The organism is Bacillus cereus group sp. BfR-BA-01408 (assembly GCF_022663305.1).
Lineage (GTDB): Bacteria > Bacillota > Bacilli > Bacillales > Bacillaceae_G > Bacillus_A > Bacillus_A pacificus.
Genome location: NZ_JAKUFF010000076.1, coordinates 1 through 19,211, shown reverse-complemented (window position 1 = coordinate 19,211; position 19,211 = coordinate 1). Strand labels below are relative to the sequence as shown.

Here is a 19,211-nt window from a genome sequence, read left to right as displayed (position 1 = left end):
GAAATGATGCAGTTATATCAAAAAAATGGTGTAAATCCATTAGCCGGTTGTTTACCAATCTTCATTCAAATGCCAATTCTATTCGCTTTTTATCATGCGATTATGAGAACGGCTGAAATTAAGCAGCATAGTTTCTTATGGTTTGATTTGGGACATGCAGATCCGTACTATATCTTACCGATTGTTGCGGCAATCACAACATTTATTCAGCAAAAGCTTGCAATGGCAGGAACTGCTGGTCAAAACCCGCAAATGGCAATGATGATTTGGCTTATGCCTATCATGATTTTAATCTTTGCAATTAACTTCCCAGCTGCATTATCACTTTACTGGGTTGTTGGTAATATCTTTGGTATTGCTCAAATGTATTTTATCAAAGGGCCAGAAATTAAGGCTAGTAAGGCTGAGGGATCAGGCAAGTGAGTATAATCACTGCTAAAGGTCATACAGTCGAGCTGGCAGTAGAGGATGCTTTAAGACAATTAAATGCTTCAAAAGACCGAGTAGATATAAATATTATCGATGAGGGTAAGAGAGGTTTCTTAGGCTTATTTGGAAACCGACCTGCAGTAGTAGAAGTTGTATTGAAGAAAGATCCAATTCAAGAATGTGAAGAATATTTAAAAAATGTTATTCACGATATGGGTGTGGAAGCTGAGATTAGTAAAATTGTAAAAGGACGCGAAGTTGAATTTACAATTTACGGCGAAAATGTAGGTGTTTTGATTGGGAAAAGAGGAAACACCTTGAATTCTTTACAGTATTTAGCAAAACTTGTGGCGAATCGTAATACGAAGCAGTACATTGGTATCACACTAGATGTGGAAAATTATCGTAGTAAAAGAAAAGCTACGTTAGAAGCACTTTCTTATCGATTAGCAAAACAAGTAGTAAGTACGAAAAAAAGAGTTGTGTTGGAGCCTATGCCATCTTTTGAACGAAAGATTATCCACCAAGCATTATCTAATCATCAAAATATCATTACAACTTCTGAAGGAAAAGAACCACATCGACATGTTGTAATATCTTCCAAGTGACCGGTTACTCAATTGAGTGCCGGTTTTTTTGAGGGGAAAATAGGTGTGGATAACTAAAAACACTAAACTTATCCACTGTGAATAAGTTTAGTGTTTTTTACATGAGGACATAATAAAATGAGTTATTATTCTTTTGTAGATAGGTTCGTTATGGTATTCTAATAATTTAGTGAAGAAAATAATCATGTTGAAATAGAGATAAATAAGCAAGTGAGGTGAAAGGACATGGAATTTGATACAATTGCCGCGATTTCCACAGCGCTTGGAGAGGGTGCAATTGCCATTGTTCGAGTAAGTGGGGATGATGCGGTTGAAAAAGTTAATCGTATTTTTAAAGGGAAGGATTTAACAGAGGTTCCTTCTCATACAATTCATTATGGTCATATTGTTGATTTAGATACAAATCAGGTTATTGAAGAAGTAATGGTGTCCATTATGCGTGCACCAAGGACTTTTACACGTGAAAATATAGTAGAAATTAACTGTCATGGTGGACTTGTTTCAGTAAATAAAGTATTGCAGCTTATTTTAGCGCAAGGAGTACGATTGGCGGAACCTGGTGAATTTACAAAACGTGCTTTTTTAAATGGCCGTATTGATTTATCACAAGCAGAAGCTGTTATGGACTTAATCCGTGCAAAAACAGATCGTGCAATGAATGTAGCAATTAATCAAATGGAAGGTCGATTATCTAAATTAATCGGCCGTTTGCGTCAGGACATATTAGAAACGTTAGCTCATGTTGAGGTAAACATAGATTACCCGGAATATGATGACGTGGAAGAAATGACACATAATATTTTAATTGAGAAAGCTACACATGTTCGTGCTGAAATTGCAAAAATATTAGAAACATCGAAGCAAGGAAAGATTTTACGTGAAGGTATTGCTACTGCAATCATCGGTAGACCTAATGTTGGGAAATCATCGCTATTAAATAGTCTCGTTCAGGAGAAAAAGGCAATTGTAACTGATATTGCAGGAACAACTCGTGATGTTATTGAAGAGTACGTTAATGTGCGTGGTGTACCACTTAAACTTATAGATACAGCCGGAATTCGTGAAACAGAAGATGTTGTTGAACGAATTGGTGTAGAGCGTTCAAAAGAAATGATGAGTCAAGCTGATTTAGTGTTAGTTGTCGTTAATTATAGCGAAGCTTTAACGAATGAGGATGAAGATCTATTCCGTGCCGTACAAGGAAAAGATTTCATTGTTATTGTAAATAAGACAGATTTACCGCAAGCAATTGATATGGAACGTGTTATAGAATTGGCAGCGGGGAATCGTATTATTACAACGTCGTTAATTGAGGAACAGGGGATAGATGAGCTTGAAACGGCAATCGCTGATTTATTCTTTGAAGGAACAATTGATTCTGCAGATGTAACATATGTTTCTAACGCGAGACATATTGGATTATTAACACAAGCAGGAAAAACAATTGGAGATGCAATTGAGGCGATAGAAAATGGTGTTCCAATTGATATGGTGCAGATTGATTTAACAAGAACGTGGGAAATACTTGGTGAAATTACTGGTGACACCGTTCATGAAAGCTTAATTGACCAGTTGTTCTCTCAATTTTGTTTAGGAAAATAATATAGTGATGTTTCAGAAAGATAGAGATTATTAGGAGGAATAAACAATGGGATACAATGCCGGTTCATACGATGTCATAGTAATCGGTGCAGGTCATGCAGGATGTGAAGCTGGTCTTGCGGCAGCACGAATGGGCTCCAAAACATTAATGTTAACAATTAACTTAGATATGGTAGCGTTTATGCCATGTAACCCTTCTGTTGGTGGACCAGCAAAAGGAATTGTTGTTCGTGAAATTGATGCATTAGGCGGAGAAATGGGACGCAACATTGATAAAACGCATATTCAAATGCGTATGTTAAATACAGGTAAAGGGCCAGCTGTACGTGCACTTCGAGCACAAGCAGATAAGTTCTCTTACCAGCATGAATTAAAGAAAACAATTGAAGAAACACCAAACTTAACGTTGTTCCAAGGAATGGTAGAGCGTTTAATCGTTGAAGACGGCGAATGTAAAGGGGTAATTACGCAAGCTGGTGCTGAATATACAGCAAAGACAGTCGTAATTACGACTGGAACGTTTTTACGTGGTGAGATTATTATGGGAGATTTAAAATATTCGAGTGGTCCAAATAATCAACAACCATCTATTACTTTATCGGAACATTTAGAGGAGCTTGGATTTGATCTTGTTAGATTTAAAACAGGTACACCTCCGCGCGTAAATAGTAATACGATTGATTACAGTAAAACAGAAATTCAGCCAGGTGATGATAAGCCACGAGCTTTCTCTTTTGAAACGACAAAGTTTATTATGGATCAAATTCCATGTTGGTTAACGTATACGAGTACGGAAACACATCGTTTAATAGATGAAAACCTACATCGCTCAGCTATGTATTCTGGTATGATTAAGGGAACAGGTCCTAGATATTGTCCTTCAATTGAAGACAAGGTAGTAAGATTTAATGATAAACCACGTCATCAAATTTTCTTAGAGCCAGAAGGACGTAACACACAAGAAGTGTACGTACAAGGTTTATCCACAAGCTTACCAGAAGACGTACAGCGTGATATGCTTAGAACAATCCCTGGTCTAGAAAATGTTGAAATGATGCGTACAGGTTATGCAATTGAATATGATGCAATTGTGCCAACGCAACTATGGCCAACACTTGAAACGAAAAAAATTAAAAATTTATATACAGCAGGACAAATTAACGGAACTTCTGGTTACGAAGAGGCGGCAGGACAAGGGCTTATGGCCGGAATTAATGCAGCATGTCGTTCTTTAGGTAAAAAAGAAGTTATTTTAGGTCGTGAGGATGCTTATATTGGTGTCTTAATTGATGATCTTGTAACGAAAGGGACGAATGAACCATATCGTTTATTAACGTCTCGTGCAGAGTATCGTCTATTATTACGCCATGATAATGCGGATCTTCGTTTAACTGAAATTGGTCATGAAATTGGATTAATTAAAGAAGAACGCTATGAGCGATTTACAAATAAAAAATTACAAATTGAACAGGAAAAGGAACGTTTAAGTAGCATTATTATTAAACCACGTCCTGAAGTTCAAGAATTAATTCGCAATATTGGTGGAAGTGAATTGAAAGATGGAATACGTGCAAGTGACTTATTACGTCGTCCAGAGATGACATATGAGCATATCCATCTTTTAGTACCAAGTGAAGTAGAATTAAGTGATGAAGTTACAGAACAAGTTGAAATTCAGATTAAGTACGAAGGATATATCGAAAAATCTTTACAGCAAGTAGAGCGTATGAAGAAGATGGAAAGTAAAAAAATTCCTGTCGATATTGATTATGATGCGATTTCTAGCCTTGCATCAGAAGCTAGACAGAAATTGAAAGATGTTCGTCCACTTTCAGTGGGGCAGGCTTCACGTATATCGGGCGTAAATCCAGCGGACATTTCCATTTTACTTGTGTATATTGAACAAGGAAAAATTGCGCGAGTATCGAACCAATAAATAGTAAGGAGATATTGTTAGATGAACATAGAACAATTTCAATCTATGCTAGAAGAGAAGGGTATCACCCTCTCTTCTAGACAGTTAGAGCAGTTCGAAATCTACTTCGAAACATTAGTAGAATGGAATGAAAAAATGAATTTAACGGCTATTACGGAAAAAGAGGAAGTATATTTAAAACACTTTTTTGATTCCATTACAGCTGCTTTTTATTACGATTTTTCAAAACCATTCTCAATTTGTGATGTTGGCGCAGGAGCTGGATTCCCAAGTATTCCTTTAAAAATCTGTTTCCCGCATTTAAAAGTGACGATTGTAGACTCATTGCAAAAACGTATTAATTTCTTAAATCATTTAGCACAAAAGTTGGAATTGAGTGACGTCGCGTTTTGTCATGATCGTGCTGAAACATTTGGAAAAAAAGAAGGTGTACGTGAAGCGTACGACATTGTAATGGCACGTGCAGTCGCACGTCTTTCAGTATTAAGTGAGCTTTGTTTACCACTTGTAAAAGTGGGGGGAACATTCATTGCAATGAAAGGTGCTGCAGCAAACGAAGAAATTGAAAATGGCAAGTATGCTTTAGAGGTGCTAGGCGGGGATTTAAAAGAAATGTCTACGTTCCAATTACCGTTTGAAGAAAGTGAACGTAATATTTTATTAATCGAGAAAAAGCGCAAGACACCAAAGAAATATCCACGCAAACCGGGAACACCCAATAAATTACCTATTGAAAAATAAATCTTATTAGACGTAAGATTAAATTATATAAATGAAAACGTAAATGTTTCATAGGAAACATTTTATGGAGAATAGTCAATAGGCCTAAAGGTGGTGGAATATGTATGAAAAATACGTTTTCTCGTTTATTTGGCTTTGGAGATAAAGAGAGCGAATTCGAATTACAAGACGAAAGCCATGAAGAAATAGATAAAAAGGTATATGAAGAAATACAAGAAATTCCGATAGTAAATATTACCCCTAACCGTTATCAACCACGAACAGTTTTTGATGACGCGCGTATTGAGGAACTAGCATTAACGATTCGTACACACGGACTTATTCAGCCAATTGTTGTGAGGCAATATGAGGATGATAAGTACGAGATTATTGCTGGAGAAAGGCGTTTCCGTGCAGCAACAAAGTTAGGGTGGGAAAAGGTTCCTGCAATTATAAAAAACTTAAATGATACAGAAACAGCTTCTGTGGCTTTAATTGAAAACTTGCAACGTGAGGAACTAACAGCAATCGAGGAAGCTGTGGCATATCAAAAGCTAATTGAGTTACATAATTTAACGCAAGAAGCATTGGCACAAAGACTCGGAAAAGGACAATCCACAATCGCAAATAAGTTGCGATTGTTAAAGTTGCCTGAAGAAATAAAAAATGCGTTATTAGAAAAAAGTATTACAGAACGCCATGCCCGTGCGCTCATCCCTTTAAAGAATGAGGAATTACAACTGAAGGTTTTACAGGAAATTGTGGAGAAACAACTGAATGTAAAGCAAACAGAGGAACGAATTGCGAAATTACTAGAGGAAGCAAAACCGAAGCGTAAGGCAAAGCAAAAAGCAGTAAGTCGAGATACGAGAATTGCCATGAATACAATTAGGCAGTCATTACAAATGGTTGCTGACAGTGGTTTAAATGTTAATTCTGAGGAAGAAGAGTTTGACGAGTACTATCAAATTACAATTCAAATTCCAAAGAAAAAATAATAATGGCGTGTTAGAGACCTGATCCTATTGGATAGGTCTCTTTTACTATATTTTCTTGTTAGATGAAGAAGGAGTTTACAAATAAATTTTGAAGTTTAATAAGGACGTAAAAGAAAAACTTTTATTTCATGTTACAATAAACGTAATTGTTACTAGAATAAGATAGAAAGGTTGAAAGTAGGTGACATCGTGGGAAAAATCATTGCTATAGCCAATCAAAAGGGTGGCGTTGGAAAAACAACAACATCTGTTAATTTAGGGGCTGGATTGGCACAAGTAGGTAAAAAGGTCCTTCTTGTAGATATTGATGCTCAAGGAAATGCAACGACGGGTGTGGGAATTGAAAAATCCGAATTAGATCAATGTATTTACAATGTTCTTGTGGAAGATGCAGATGTTCAAGGGGTTATACAGAAAACCGCAACTGAAAACTTAGATGTTCTACCCGCTACAATTCAATTAGCAGGTGCTGAAATTGAATTGGTACCGACTATTTCCCGGGAAGTACGTTTGCAAAGGGCATTACAGCCAGTTCGTGATGAATATGATTATATTATTATCGACTGTCCCCCGTCCTTAGGGTTATTAACGATTAATGCATTAACTGCAGCAGATTCTGTTATTATTCCTGTTCAATGCGAATATTACGCACTAGAAGGGTTAAGTCAGCTATTAAATACAGTTCGACTTGTGCAAAAGCACTTAAATAAAAATCTAGCAATTCAAGGCGTATTGCTAACAATGTTAGATGCCCGTACAAATTTAGGGATTCAGGTTATAGATGAAGTGAAAAAATACTTTAGAGATAAAGTATACCGTTCGATTATCCCTCGTAATGTTCGTTTGAGTGAAGCACCAAGTCATGGGAAACCAATTATGCAGTATGACGCTAAATCAAGAGGGGCAGAAGTATATATAGATTTAGCAGAGGAAGTGATTGCAGGTGGCTAAAGGATTAGGAAGAGGAATCAATGTGTTTTTTCCTGATTTAGATGTGAAAGAAGAAGAGACAATTCAGGAGATTACGATAACTGAATTAAGACCGAATCCATATCAACCACGTAAACACTTTAATAAAGAGGCGATTCAGGAATTATCGGCCTCTATTAAAGAGCACGGCATATTACAACCATTAATTGCTAGAAAGAGTATTAAAGGATATGAAATTGTTGCAGGTGAAAGAAGATATCGTGCTGCTAAAGAGGCGGGACTCGAAAAAGTACCTGCCGTTGTAAGACAATTAAATGAGCAGCAAATGATGGAGTTTGCATTGCTTGAAAACTTACAACGAGAAGATTTAAATCCAATGGAAGAAGCAATGGCATATCAAATGTTAATGAATGAGCTAAATGTGACGCAAGAACAATTAGCAAAACGTCTTGGTAAGAGTAGACCTTACATTGCAAACTATACGCGATTATTAAGCCTCCCTTCTTTTGTGCAAGATATGATTGCAAATGGTCAACTTTCAATGGCTCATGGGAGAACTTTACTTACGATAAAAGATGAAGAGCAGTTGAAATCTTTACTGAAACGAATTGAAAAAGAAGGGTTAAATGTTCGTCAATTAGAGAAAATTGTTCAGGAGATTAATCAACGCGTTTCACGTGAAACAAAACAAGTAAAAAAAGAGAGAAATATATTTTTCGTAGAACGCGAAACGTTCTTAAGAGAAAAGTTTGGCACAGAGGTAAAAATTAAAGAAACAAAAAAGGAAAAAGGTAAAATCGAAATTGAATTTTTCAATAAAGAAGATTTAAATCGTATTTTAGAATTATTAGCGCAGCAAAACTAAAAAGCAAACCATCTTATTATTTATAGATGGTTTGCTTTTTTTAATACAGATAATTTTTGGTCTGTTTCTTTTATGCTTTGTGCAATTACGTCAGCCATTTTCATGACTAAACTTAATCTTGTATTTTGCAGGACGAAAAACTCCATAAAACCGTTCAGATTTACGATGCCATGAATATGTAAGTCACCAACTGCTGGTAATTTCTTATTCATCGCAGCTCCGGGTTTACTAGGTCCCATTCCGGTAGTGATGGAACCGATACTTTGAGATTTTCCTAAACAAGCATCAACCGCAATTATAAATGAAGCAGGATTATCTTTCTGTATATTCTGAATTTTTTCTTCTAAGTTTAGCGCATGTACTGGTTCATCCAGTGTGCCGAACACTTGGAAGTTTGTAATTCCTACTTGTTCTAGTTTTGTACCGACTAATGGCCCGAGTGCATCGCCTGTAGAACGATCTGTTCCGATACAAACGAGAATAATTGGTATATGGTTTTTAATAGGGATATGGGAAAGTAAGAAGTTACTAATTGTCTCGGAGGCTTCTAAATCTTGGTGCATAACATTTTGAGTTTCTTTTTCGAAAAAAGGTAAGCGAAAACTTCCAATATTCATGAAGCACCCATCCTTTTAATAAATTTTCAAAATATGTTATATGGTGAGTGAAATGGAAAACTATAAGTGCGTACTTGCTGTAAAATTTAAGTGAGAACGGAAATAATAGTACTAGTATATATATATTCGTTCCATTTTATACCTGTATGTAGGTTAACAAATGGAATTAAAGTCATAAAATTTTTTCAGCAATTAGGAGACTTCTGATACAATAAGAAGGATAACTAAAAAGAAATTTTGGCTGGAGAGGTAGAGGTACATGGATTTATTAACGAAGTGGTTTAATGCTACGAAACAGTATTTACTAGATGCTGATCGTTGGGCTCATATTGGAATTGCGACATTAAAAATATGTATCATTTTAACAATTGGTGCAATTGTAGTACGAATTGCAAGAGCGGTTGTACGGAATGCGTTTCGTATGGGAAGTCGTTCGCCAATTCAAATTTCAGAACGTCGTACAGTTACAGTAGCGAAGTTACTTGAAAATATTGTGGCATACGTTGTTATGTTTATTATGTTAATTGCGATTTTAGGTGTGTTTGATATTAATGCATCAGGTTTATTAGCCGGTGCAGGGGTAATTGGTTTGGCAGTCGGATTTGGTGCTCAAAGTTTAGTAAAAGATGTTATTACAGGGTTATTTATCTTGCTAGAAGATCAATTTTCAGTCGGTGACTACGTAAAAATTGGTCAGTTTGAAGGAGTCGTTTTAGAGATTGGACTTCGTACAACAAAAGTAAAAAGTTGGACAGGTGAAATTCATACTTTACCAAATGGAAGTATCATTCAAGTTACGAACTATTCAGTTAGTAATAGTGTAGCATTTGTTGATGTATCTATTTCGTATGAGGCTGACATAGCGAAAGCAGAGCAAGTCATTGAAGACTTATTACAAGAATTACCTGCAAAGTACGAAAAAATGGTAACAACACCGCAATTGTTAGGTGTACAAACATTAGCTGCTTCAGAAGTGATATTACGTGTTATTGCTGAAGTAGAGCCAATGCAACATGCAGTTATTGCAAGAGCACTTCGTAAAGAAATTAAAAATCGTCTAGATCTACATGGTATTGAAATTCCATATCCACGTATGGTTTTATATAATCGTGAAGAATTAGTGAGTGAAAAAGCAATTTAGTATGGAGAGGGGTTTGGAGAATGGAGCAAAAGCAGTATAACTTGTATGATGTTGTGGAAATGAAGAAAGCCCACCCATGTGGTGAGAATCGTTGGAAGATTATTCGTATGGGAATGGATATCCGCATTAAGTGCGAGGGATGTGACCATTCAGTAATGATTCCTCGAAGAGAGTTTGATCGTAAGGTAAAAAAAATACTTGTGAAGCACGAAGAATAGAGAGAAAGTAACAGTTGCAGTGGGTAGCTGTTACTTTTTTTCGTTTGGAGGAAACTTGTCATTTTTTTCGTTACTATCTATAATGATGAAAGATTGAGACATAGGAGTGAAAAATATGGGATTAACGGCTGGGATTGTTGGATTACCTAACGTAGGGAAGTCCACTTTATTTAATGCAATTACACAAGCAGGAGCAGAATCTGCAAACTATCCATTCTGTACAATTGATCCAAACGTAGGAATTGTAGAAGTACCAGATGAGCGTTTAAATAAATTAACGGAATTAGTAGAACCGAAAAAAACTGTTCCGACTGTATTTGAGTTTACTGATATTGCAGGTATCGTAAAAGGTGCTAGTAAAGGCGAAGGTTTAGGAAATAAATTCTTATCTCACATTCGCCAAGTAGATGCAATTTGCCAAGTTGTTCGTTGTTTTGAAGACGAAAATATTACGCACGTTTCAGGGAAAGTAGATCCAATTGATGATATTGAAACAATCAACCTAGAACTAATCTTAGCCGATTTAGAATCTGTTGATAAACGTATCGAACGTGTTGCGAAATTAGCAAGACAAAAAGATAAAGAAGCAGTATATGAGCATGAAATTTTAGTTCGTTTAAAAGAAGCTTTTGAAGAGGGAAAACCGGCTCGTACTGTTGAATTTACAGAAGAACAAATGAAGATTGTTAAAGGCCTTCATTTACTGACAACGAAAGAAATGTTATATGTAGCAAACGTAAGCGAGGACGATGTAATCGATCCTTCTGAAAACAAATATGTACAAATGGTAAAAGAATTTGCTGCGAATGAAAACTCTCAAGTAATCGTTGTATGTGCAAAGATCGAATCAGAAATCGCTGAGTTAGACGAAGAAGAGAAAAAGGTATTCCTTGAAGAACTAGGCATTGAAGAATCTGGTTTAGATCAATTAATTCGTGCTGCATATGATTTATTAGGACTTGCTACTTACTTCACAGCTGGTGTACAAGAAGTACGTGCATGGACATTCAAACAAGGTATGAAAGCACCACAATGTGCTGGTGTAATTCATACAGACTTTGAGCGTGGATTTATTCGTGCAGAAACAGTTTCTTACGAAGACTTAATGACAAATGGTTCTATGACAGCTGCAAAAGAAGCTGGTAAAGTTCGTTTAGAAGGAAAAGAGTATATCGTAAAAGACGGAGATGTTATGCACTTCCGTTTTAACGTTTAATTTAATATTTCCTAGGAAAAATAAAGATATGAGCTTGGCAAATATATTATATGTTTGCCAAGTTTTTTATGTATGGGTGAGTTGATTCATCTAACTTACTATGATATAATCTAAACTCGTGAGTAATTACTATAAATTAATTGCTCCTTGCCCATTATGGGCCGTTTAGACCAAAAGGAGGTGAAAGTGTAATGAGAAAGTACGAAATTATGTACATCATTCGTCCTGGCGTTGAAGAAGAAGCTCAAAAAGCTTTAGTTGAACGTTTTGCAGGTGTTTTAACAAACAATGGTGCAGAAATCATTAACACGAAAGAGTGGGGTAAGCGTCGTTTAGCTTACGAAATCAACGACTTACGTGAAGGTTTCTACATGATCTTAAACGTGAAATCTAACGCAGAAGCGATTAACGAATTCGACCGTTTAGCTAAGATCAACGAAGACATCCTTCGTCATATCGTTGTTAAAGAAGAAGAAAAATAATTGATATATAAGGGAGAGTGGTTCGATTGATGAATCGTGTTATCCTCGTTGGTCGTTTAACTAAGGACCCTGACTTACGTTACACGCCCAATGGTGTTGCAGTAGCTACTTTTACGTTAGCTGTGAATCGCGCATTTGCCAATCAACAAGGTGAGCGTGAAGCTGACTTTATTAATTGTGTAATATGGCGTAAACAAGCAGAAAACGTAGCAAATTATTTGAAAAAAGGTAGCTTAGCAGGCGTAGATGGACGTCTTCAAACTCGTAATTACGAGGGACAAGATGGTAAACGTGTATACGTAACAGAAGTTCTTGCGGAAAGCGTACAATTTTTAGAGCCGCGTAATGGCGGTGGGGAGCAACGCGGTTCATTTAATCAGCAACCATCAGGAGCTGGTTTCGGTAACCAAGGCTCTAACCCATTTGGTCAATCTAGTAATTCAGGTAACCAAGGTAACTCTGGATTTACGAAGAATGACGATCCATTTTCAAATGTAGGTCAACCGATCGACATTTCCGACGACGATTTACCGTTCTAATACAGTAAATTTGTTAGTTTTAACAAAGAATGGAGGGAAATAGACATGGCAGGACGCAAAGGTGGACGTGCGAAACGTCGTAAGGTGTGTTTCTTCACAGCTAACGGCATCACTCGCATCGATTATAAAGATGTTGATTTATTAAAACGTTTCGTTTCTGAGCGTGGTAAAATTTTACCTCGTCGTGTAACAGGAACAAGCGCAAAATACCAACGCAAACTTACAGTTGCAATTAAACGTGCTCGTCAAATGGCACTTTTACCATATGTTGGTGAATAATAGCGTATGAAATGCACAGTAGAGTCGGACTCTACTGTGCATTTTGCTATGCTTTTCTTTTTTGAAAGAGAGGTTAAAATGTGAGGCAAGCGAGATTTATTACTGAAGGAGCCGCGTTGTTGGCTATATATGTAATGTTATTGTTTATATCTATGTATGTTCCGATTTTAGGTACAGTTGTAACGTTTGCATTGCCGTTGCCATTTATATTGTTAACGATAAGATATAAATTATCGAATGCATTTGTAATTTTTACGGCTGCATTTTTAATTGTTGTTTTTGTAAGTCAGCCGATAGGTCTAGTAAAGACGGTCGTATTTGGGTTGATGGGTATTGTTTTAGGGTGCATGTATAAAAAACAAAGAAAGCCATTGGAGATTTTAATAACCGGTTCACTTGCATACTTAATCAGTATTATGCTCATTTATGTTGCCAGTATAAAGTTTTTTAACATAGATTTTATAAAGCAAATACAAAATATGTTTAATAAAAGCGTAGTGCAAAGTGAAAAGATAGCAAGTGTTGCTGGTATGCCGATTAGTAAAGAGCAAAAAGAGTTATTTGTACAAATGAATGATATATTACAAGTGGTATTCCCGAGTATACTTGTGATGGTTTCTGTATGTCTTTCTTGGATTACCATAATAATATCAGGTAGTGCTTTAAAAAAGCTAAAGCATGATGTTATACCTTGGCCTAAGTTCAAAGATATACAATTACCAAAGAGTATTGTTTGGTATTACGTTATATTTATTTTGCTATCAACTTTTATAAAAGTAGAACCGACATCATATTTACATATGGTATTTTCTAACCTATATGTCATATTTGCTTTATTACTAGTGCTGCAAGGCCTGACGTTTATCACTTTTCTAGCGCATAGCAAAGGTTTTACGAAAGGGGTTCCTATTATTAGTTTTATCGCCTGCATGTTTATTCCGATGCTGTTTCCTCTTGTGACAATCTTAGGTATAATTGATTTAGGGATTTCATTGCGTTCTAAAATAGGAGGATAAAATAATATTCCTTATACTATTTTAATCTGTTTAACTAACTGGAAGATAAGTTAGTTTTACTTTATAGGAGTTGTATACATGCCTGAATTTTATAAGAAACAGTGGTTTTTATATCCTGTTTACGTATTGGCATTTTTTGTGTTTGTGCTCATTTCAATTCTCTGTTATTTTCATTTACTAATGGGGATAGTCTCCTTCTTTATTTTTTGTATCGTCCTTTTTGTTGTTGTACGATTTGAACTTACTTTCCAAAAGAATTTTGAAAAACATACGACAGATATGATTACAAGGGTAAAGAAAGTGAGTAATGAGGCATTTAACCAGATGCCAATTGGTATTTTGTTATACAATAAGGATTATGGGATTGATTGGGCAAATCCTTATTTATCTTCATGTCTGGGGCAGCATGCATTAGCTGGATGGCACCTTTATGATGTATCAGAAACGTTACTTCTTTTTATTAAGGGAGAAACGTCCGATGATATAGTCTCTTTAAATAATCGAAAGTTTCGTGTCTTTGTAAGGAAAGAAGAAAAGTTAATTTATTTCTTTGATGTAACAGAACAAACAGAGATTGAAAAGATGTACGAGGATCAACGTACTGTTTTAGCTGTCATTTATTTAGATAATTATGATGAAGTTACACAAGGGTTGGATGATCAATTACGTACGAATATAACAAGTCTTGTAACATCAAGACTAAATGAGTGGGCCGTTAAGTATGGGGCATATTTAAAACGTGCATCTTCAGAAAGATTCTTCGTTGTGTTAAATGAAAGTATTTTAGCGCAGATGGAGAAAGGGAAATTTAGCATTTTAGATCAAGTACGTGAAGAAACATCTAAAAGGAATATACCACTTACATTAAGTGTAGGTGTTGGATCAGGTGATTTACCTTTATCCGAGCTTGGGGCAATGGCTCAATCAGGTTTAGATCTTGCGCTTGGGCGTGGTGGAGATCAAGTAGCTATTAAACAAGCGACAGGTAAAGTTAAGTTTTATGGTGGTAAGACAAATCCGGTGGAAAAACGTACTCGTGTACGTGCCAGAGTGATTTCGCATGCATTAAAGGATTTAGTATTAGAAAGTAGCAATGTCATTATAATGGGGCATAGGGCTCCTGATATGGACGCAATTGGTGCTGCGATTGGTATTTTAAAGGTAGCGCAATTAAATGAGCGTAAAGGATATATTGTGCTCGATGAAAATGATTCTGATAAGGGAATTAAGCGTTTAATGGATAAAGTGAAACAAAATGAAGAGTTATGGTCTCACTTTATTACACCAGAACAAGCGATGGAATTTGCAAATGATGATTCCTTACTTGTTGTTGTTGATACGCATAAACCTTCAATGGTGATGGAAGAAAAGCTGTTACGCAAAATTGAAAATGTAGTTGTGATTGACCATCATCGCCGAGGAGAAGACTTTATTGAGGATCCGTTGCTTGTTTACATGGAGCCATATGCTTCTTCTACGGCAGAGCTTGTTACGGAATTACTTGAATACCAACCGAAAAATTTAAAAATGACAATGTTAGAAGCAACAGCATTATTAGCAGGTATTATTGTTGATACGAAAAGCTTTACATTCCGGACAGGTGCTCGTACGTTTGATGCGGCTTCTTATTTACGCTCACACGGTGCAGATACTGTACTTGTACAAGAGCTTTTAAAAGAAGATATGAATCAGTATTTACGGGTTGCAAAAGCTATTAAAAATGCGTACATTTATACAAATGGAATTGCGATTGCAAAAGTTGATAGCGATGATTACTACGATCAAGTGCTTATTGCGCAATCAGCGGACACATTATTAACAATGACAGGAATTATTGCATCGTTTGTTATTGCAAAACGTGGCGAGAATTTCATTGGAATTAGCGGCAGGTCTTTAGGTGAAGTGAATGTGCAGCTAATTATGGAAAACTTAGGTGGTGGCGGGCATTTAACGAATGCAGCCACACAAATGAAAAATGTTACAGTAGATGAAGCTGAGGAGAAGCTTCGATTTGTTATTGATGACTATTTACAGGGAGGCACACAATCATGAAAGTAATTTTTCTAAAAGACGTAAAAGGTAAAGGGAAAAAAGGGGAAGTAAAAAACGTACCAGATGGTTATGCAAATAACTTCTTACTAAAACAAGGATTAGCTGCTGAAGCGACAAATAGCAGTATGAAAACTTTAGAAGCTCAAAAGCGCAAAGAAGAAAAAGATGCAGCAGCAGAGCTTGAAAATGCAAAACAATTAAAAGAAACGTTAGAGAAATTAACTGTAGAATTAAAGGCTAAATCTGGAGAAGGCGGCCGTCTATTCGGTTCAATCACAAGTAAACAAATCGTAGATGCAATGCAAAAATCTCACAATATTAAACTTGATAAGCGTAAATTTGAAATGGATGATGCAATTCGTGCGTTAGGCTATACAAACGTTACTGTGAAATTGCATCCGCAAGTAACAGCAACAGTAAAAGTTCATGTTAGTGAACAATAAAACTAAGTTAAGCAAGGAGGATTGCGTATGAGTGATGTAATGGCTGATCGTACCCCTCCGCATAATATAGAAGCTGAGCAGGCAGTCTTAGGTGCTATATTGATTGATCAGGATGCATTAACTTCAGCATCGGAACTGTTGGTACCTGACTCATTTTATCGAACGAAACATCAAAAGATTTTTGAAGTCATGCTTGGGCTATCTGATAAGGGGGAGCCAATTGACTTAGTAATGATGACGTCAGCGATGGCTGATCAAGGATTACTAGAAGAAGTTGGTGGGGTTTCTTACTTAGCAGAATTAGCAGAAGTTGTTCCGACTGCTGCTAACGTAGAGTATTATGCAAGAATCATCGCTGAAAAAGCACTGTTACGTCGTTTAATTCGAACGGCGACTCATATTGTGTCTGATGGATATGAGAGAGAAGATGATGTGGATGGTCTTTTAAATGAGGCTGAGAAAAAAATATTAGAAGTATCTCATCAGACGAATGCGAAAGCATTCCAAAATATTAAAGACGTTCTTGTAGATGCTTACGATAAAATCGAACTTTTGCATAATCAAAAAGGTGAAGTGACCGGGATACCGACTGGATTTACTGAATTAGATAAGATGACGGCAGGGTTCCAACGAAATGATTTAATCATCGTGGCGGCACGTCCGTCGGTAGGTAAAACGGCATTTTCATTAAATATCGCACAAAACGTAGCGACGAAAACGGATGAAAATGTAGCGATTTTTAGTCTAGAGATGGGTGCTGATCAGCTTGTTATGCGTATGCTTTGTGCAGAAGGGAATATTGATGCACAAAGACTTCGTACCGGATCGTTAACTTCTGATGATTGGGCGAAATTAACGATGGCAATGGGTAGCCTTTCTAATGCTGGTATTTATATTGATGATACGCCGGGGATTAAAGTAAATGAGATTCGAGCAAAATGTCGTAGATTAAAACAGGAACAGGGTCTTGGTATGATCTTGATTGACTACTTACAGCTTATTCAAGGAAGTGGGAAATCAGGAGAGAACCGTCAGCAGGAAGTATCTGAGATTTCTCGTACACTAAAAGGGATTGCGCGTGAATTACAAGTTCCTGTTATTGCCTTGTCACAGTTATCTCGTGGTGTAGAATCTCGTCAAGATAAACGTCCGATGATGTCTGATATTCGTGAATCGGGAAGTATCGAGCAGGATGCCGATATCGTAGCCTTTCTATATCGTGAAGATTACTATGACCGAGAAACGGAAAATAAAAATACGATTGAAATTATTATTGCAAAGCAGCGTAATGGTCCAGTAGGCTCAGTAGAGCTCGCATTCGTTAAAGAGTTCAATAAGTTCGTTAACTTAGAACGTCGCTTCGAAGATGGACATGCGCCGCCGGCATAACGATAGTATAAAAAAGAAACGCATTTCTTATAATAAGATGTGTTTCTTTTTTTTTATAGAAAAGATAAGGCTTTCATAGTGTGAAAATATAATTCTTACGAACGAAAAAGTTTTTTGGTAAAAAAATGTTCGTTTTTTGGTTGACTTCTTTTTCGGTTTTGGTACAATTATATTGTTTGAATAGATCGTTTGAAAATTGCGGAGGTGCTTTAATAATGTCTTCAGTAGTAGTTGTAGGAACACAATGGGGCGACGAAGGAAAAGGTAAAATCACTGATTTTCTTTCTGAGCATGCGGAAGTAGTTGCAAGATATCAAGGTGGAAATAACGCAGGACATACAATTGTTTTTGGCGGAGTTAAATATAAATTACACTTAATTCCATCTGGTATTTTCTATAAAGAGAAAATTTGTGTAATCGGAAACGGCTTAGTAGTAGATCCGAAAGCATTACTTGAAGAGTTAAAATACTTACACGATCGTGGTGTAAGTACTGATAATTTACGCGTAAGTAACCGTGCGCACGTTATTTTGCCTTATCACTTAAAACAAGATGAGTTAGAAGAAGCAAGTAAAGGTGATAACAAAATCGGTACAACGAAAAAAGGTATCGGTCCTGCATATATGGACAAAGCTGCTCGTATTGGTATTCGTATGGCTGATCTTTTAGACCGTGAAGCATTTAAAGAGAAGCTTGAGCGCAATTTAGCACAAAAAAATCGTTTGTTTGAAAAAATGTACGATACAGAAGGTTTCAGTGTAGAAGAAATCTTCGAAGAGTACTTCGAGTACGGACAACAAATCGCGCAATATGTGTGTGATACGTCTGTTGTATTAAATGATGCATTAGATAATAATCACCGTGTATTATTTGAAGGTGCACAAGGTGTTATGCTTGATATCGACCACGGTACGTATCCGTTTGTTACATCTTCTAACCCAATTGCTGGTGGTGTAACAGTTGGAACTGGAGTGGGTCCTGCAAAAGTTACTCGCGTTGTAGGTGTATGTAAAGCATATACAAGCCGTGTAGGTGATGGTCCATTCCCTACTGAGCTTCATGACGAAATTGGTCATCAAATTCGTGAAGTTGGTCGTGAGTATGGAACGACAACTGGTCGTCCACGCCGCGTAGGTTGGTTTGATAGCGTTGTTGTAAGACATGCGCGTCGTGTTAGTGGTTTAACAGATTTATCATTAAACTCTATCGACGTTCTAACTGGTATTCCAACTCTTAAAATTTGTGTTGCTTACAAATACAATGGCGAAGTTATCGATGAAGTTCCAGCAAACTTAAACATTTTAGCGAAATGTGAGCCTGTATACGAAGAGCTTCCAGGTTGGACAGAAGATATTACTGGTGTAAGATCATTAGACGAGCTTCCTGAGAATGCAAGAAAATACGTAGAACGTGTTTCTGAGTTAACAGGAATTCAATTATCTATGTTCTCAGTTGGACCAGATCGTAACCAAACGAATATCGTTCGTAACGTATACGAAGCTTAATTGATATTTTTAAGAAAAAACTCATGTCCGCATGAGTTTTTCTTGTTTTTTATAAAAAAATAAAAAAGGTATTGCAAAAAATAAATAAAACATGTTATGATACATCTTGTCGTCACGAAAATATGACGTTGGTGAGTATGAGCCATTAGCTCAGTTGGTAGAGCATCTGACTTTTAATCAGAGGGTCGAAGGTTCGAGTCCTTCATGGCTCACCATTTTATTTTTC

The 19,211-nt window shown here is 36.5% G+C and carries 20 protein-coding genes and 1 tRNA gene; 20 read left to right on the top strand and 1 reads right to left on the bottom strand.

Annotated elements, in window-relative coordinates; genetic code table 11:
- The 8 genes from yidC to spo0J all read left to right on the top strand — a co-directional run.
- A partial coding sequence (yidC, locus tag MR083_RS22380) for a membrane protein insertase YidC (RefSeq protein ID WP_242269859.1) occupies window positions 1–423 on the top strand: 423 nt, incomplete at its 5' end.
- Window positions 420–1,037, top strand: a complete 618-nt coding sequence (jag, locus tag MR083_RS22375; protein WP_242269858.1) for an RNA-binding cell elongation regulator Jag/EloR — start codon at window positions 420–422, stop codon at window positions 1,035–1,037. The genes yidC and jag, both read left to right, overlap by 4 nt.
- 225 nt (window positions 1,038–1,262) lie before the next feature.
- The gene (gene mnmE / locus MR083_RS22370) at window positions 1,263–2,639 is read left to right on the top strand and encodes a tRNA uridine-5-carboxymethylaminomethyl(34) synthesis GTPase MnmE (RefSeq protein ID WP_000393772.1); all 1,377 of its coding nucleotides are present in this window, start codon (window positions 1,263–1,265) and stop codon (window positions 2,637–2,639) included.
- Between the two features lie 46 nt (window positions 2,640–2,685).
- Entirely contained in the window at window positions 2,686–4,575 is a 1,890-nt protein-coding gene (mnmG, locus tag MR083_RS22365; protein WP_000541033.1) for a tRNA uridine-5-carboxymethylaminomethyl(34) synthesis enzyme MnmG, read from the top strand.
- Between the two features lie 21 nt (window positions 4,576–4,596).
- The gene (rsmG, locus tag MR083_RS22360; RefSeq protein WP_001019621.1) at window positions 4,597–5,316 is read left to right on the top strand and encodes a 16S rRNA (guanine(527)-N(7))-methyltransferase RsmG; all 720 of its coding nucleotides are present in this window, start codon (window positions 4,597–4,599) and stop codon (window positions 5,314–5,316) included.
- A gap of 104 nt (window positions 5,317–5,420) precedes the next feature.
- Window positions 5,421–6,293 carry a nucleoid occlusion protein gene (noc, locus tag MR083_RS22355; protein ID WP_000799023.1) on the top strand — a complete coding sequence of 291 codons (873 nt, stop codon included), beginning with the start codon at window positions 5,421–5,423 and terminating at the stop codon, window positions 6,291–6,293.
- 189 nt (window positions 6,294–6,482) lie between these two features.
- Window positions 6,483–7,244 carry a sporulation initiation inhibitor protein Soj gene (gene soj, locus MR083_RS22350; protein ID WP_000516114.1) on the top strand — a complete coding sequence of 254 codons (762 nt, stop codon included), beginning with the start codon at window positions 6,483–6,485 and terminating at the stop codon, window positions 7,242–7,244.
- The gene (spo0J, locus tag MR083_RS22345) at window positions 7,237–8,088 is read left to right on the top strand and encodes a stage 0 sporulation protein Spo0J (protein ID WP_001051838.1); all 852 of its coding nucleotides are present in this window, start codon (window positions 7,237–7,239) and stop codon (window positions 8,086–8,088) included. The genes soj and spo0J overlap by 8 nt, the downstream gene beginning before the upstream one ends.
- Before the next feature lie 20 nt (window positions 8,089–8,108).
- Here spo0J and yyaC read toward each other — a convergent pair whose 3' ends face one another.
- Window positions 8,109–8,705: a spore protease YyaC gene (gene yyaC, locus MR083_RS22340; protein WP_001020717.1), complete on the bottom strand. Its 597-nt coding sequence runs from the start codon at window positions 8,703–8,705 to the stop codon at window positions 8,109–8,111.
- A 259-nt stretch (window positions 8,706–8,964) separates the two neighbouring features.
- Between yyaC and MR083_RS22335 the strand changes: the two genes are divergently transcribed.
- From MR083_RS22335 to MR083_RS22280, 12 genes are all read left to right on the top strand, one after another.
- Window positions 8,965–9,846, top strand: a complete 882-nt coding sequence (locus tag MR083_RS22335) for a mechanosensitive ion channel family protein (RefSeq protein WP_000365102.1) — start codon at window positions 8,965–8,967, stop codon at window positions 9,844–9,846.
- Window positions 9,847–9,866: 20 nt separating this feature from the next.
- Window positions 9,867–10,064 carry a DUF951 domain-containing protein gene (locus tag MR083_RS22330; RefSeq protein WP_000436051.1) on the top strand — a complete coding sequence of 66 codons (198 nt, stop codon included), beginning with the start codon at window positions 9,867–9,869 and terminating at the stop codon, window positions 10,062–10,064.
- A 115-nt stretch (window positions 10,065–10,179) separates the two neighbouring features.
- On the top strand, window positions 10,180–11,280 hold the full coding sequence (ychF, locus tag MR083_RS22325) for a redox-regulated ATPase YchF (protein WP_000524669.1): 1,101 nt from the start codon (window positions 10,180–10,182) through the stop codon (window positions 11,278–11,280).
- Window positions 11,281–11,471: 191 nt separating this feature from the next.
- The gene (gene rpsF, locus MR083_RS22320; protein ID WP_001233778.1) at window positions 11,472–11,762 is read left to right on the top strand and encodes a 30S ribosomal protein S6; all 291 of its coding nucleotides are present in this window, start codon (window positions 11,472–11,474) and stop codon (window positions 11,760–11,762) included.
- A 26-nt stretch (window positions 11,763–11,788) separates the two neighbouring features.
- Window positions 11,789–12,301, top strand: coding sequence for a single-stranded DNA-binding protein (gene ssb, locus MR083_RS22315; RefSeq protein ID WP_000981966.1), 513 nt, complete (start codon window positions 11,789–11,791; stop codon window positions 12,299–12,301).
- Between the two features lie 45 nt (window positions 12,302–12,346).
- Complete coding sequence (gene rpsR / locus MR083_RS22310; protein WP_000918873.1) at window positions 12,347–12,580, top strand: 30S ribosomal protein S18; 234 nt, start codon at window positions 12,347–12,349, stop codon at window positions 12,578–12,580.
- A gap of 134 nt (window positions 12,581–12,714) precedes the next feature.
- On the top strand, window positions 12,715–13,596 hold the full coding sequence (locus tag MR083_RS22305) for a YybS family protein (RefSeq protein ID WP_088106277.1): 882 nt from the start codon (window positions 12,715–12,717) through the stop codon (window positions 13,594–13,596).
- A gap of 78 nt (window positions 13,597–13,674) precedes the next feature.
- The gene (locus tag MR083_RS22300) at window positions 13,675–15,648 is read left to right on the top strand and encodes a DHH family phosphoesterase (RefSeq protein WP_001113898.1); all 1,974 of its coding nucleotides are present in this window, start codon (window positions 13,675–13,677) and stop codon (window positions 15,646–15,648) included.
- Window positions 15,645–16,091 (top strand): 50S ribosomal protein L9, encoded by a 447-nt coding sequence (gene rplI, locus MR083_RS22295; RefSeq protein WP_000864231.1) that lies wholly within the window; start codon window positions 15,645–15,647, stop codon window positions 16,089–16,091. Before MR083_RS22300 ends, rplI begins: the two co-directional genes overlap by 4 nt.
- 27 nt (window positions 16,092–16,118) lie before the next feature.
- Window positions 16,119–17,480 (top strand): replicative DNA helicase, encoded by a 1,362-nt coding sequence (gene dnaB / locus MR083_RS22290; RefSeq protein WP_001286244.1) that lies wholly within the window; start codon window positions 16,119–16,121, stop codon window positions 17,478–17,480.
- 215 nt (window positions 17,481–17,695) lie between these two features.
- Window positions 17,696–18,985, top strand: a complete 1,290-nt coding sequence (locus MR083_RS22285) for an adenylosuccinate synthase (protein WP_000100224.1) — start codon at window positions 17,696–17,698, stop codon at window positions 18,983–18,985.
- A 139-nt stretch (window positions 18,986–19,124) separates the two neighbouring features.
- A tRNA-Lys gene (locus MR083_RS22280) sits at window positions 19,125–19,200 on the top strand.
- The last annotated feature ends 11 nt before the right edge of the window (window positions 19,201–19,211 follow it).

Excerpts from the sequence above, each read along its gene's own strand:
- noc (WP_000799023.1), top strand. The coding sequence starts at position 5,421 with ATGAAAAATACGTTTTCTCGTTTATTTGGCTTTGGAGATAAAGAGAGC.
- mnmG (WP_000541033.1), top strand. The coding sequence starts at position 2,686 with ATGGGATACAATGCCGGTTCATACGATGTCATAGTAATCGGTGCAGGT.
- MR083_RS22285 (WP_000100224.1), top strand. The coding sequence starts at position 17,696 with ATGTCTTCAGTAGTAGTTGTAGGAACACAATGGGGCGACGAAGGAAAA.
- rpsF (WP_001233778.1), top strand. The coding sequence starts at position 11,472 with ATGAGAAAGTACGAAATTATGTACATCATTCGTCCTGGCGTTGAAGAA.
- MR083_RS22305 (WP_088106277.1), top strand. The coding sequence starts at position 12,715 with ATGTTATTGTTTATATCTATGTATGTTCCGATTTTAGGTACAGTTGTA.
- MR083_RS22330 (WP_000436051.1), top strand. The coding sequence starts at position 9,867 with ATGGAGCAAAAGCAGTATAACTTGTATGATGTTGTGGAAATGAAGAAA.
- mnmE (WP_000393772.1), top strand. The coding sequence starts at position 1,263 with ATGGAATTTGATACAATTGCCGCGATTTCCACAGCGCTTGGAGAGGGT.
- dnaB (WP_001286244.1), top strand. The coding sequence starts at position 16,119 with ATGAGTGATGTAATGGCTGATCGTACCCCTCCGCATAATATAGAAGCT.
- MR083_RS22300 (WP_001113898.1), top strand. The coding sequence starts at position 13,675 with ATGCCTGAATTTTATAAGAAACAGTGGTTTTTATATCCTGTTTACGTA.
- rplI (WP_000864231.1), top strand. The coding sequence starts at position 15,645 with ATGAAAGTAATTTTTCTAAAAGACGTAAAAGGTAAAGGGAAAAAAGGG.
- rpsR (WP_000918873.1), top strand. The coding sequence starts at position 12,347 with ATGGCAGGACGCAAAGGTGGACGTGCGAAACGTCGTAAGGTGTGTTTC.
- ychF (WP_000524669.1), top strand. The coding sequence starts at position 10,180 with ATGGGATTAACGGCTGGGATTGTTGGATTACCTAACGTAGGGAAGTCC.
- rsmG (WP_001019621.1), top strand. The coding sequence starts at position 4,597 with ATGAACATAGAACAATTTCAATCTATGCTAGAAGAGAAGGGTATCACC.
- yyaC (WP_001020717.1), bottom strand. The coding sequence starts at position 8,705 with ATGAATATTGGAAGTTTTCGCTTACCTTTTTTCGAAAAAGAAACTCAA.
- MR083_RS22335 (WP_000365102.1), top strand. The coding sequence starts at position 8,965 with ATGGATTTATTAACGAAGTGGTTTAATGCTACGAAACAGTATTTACTA.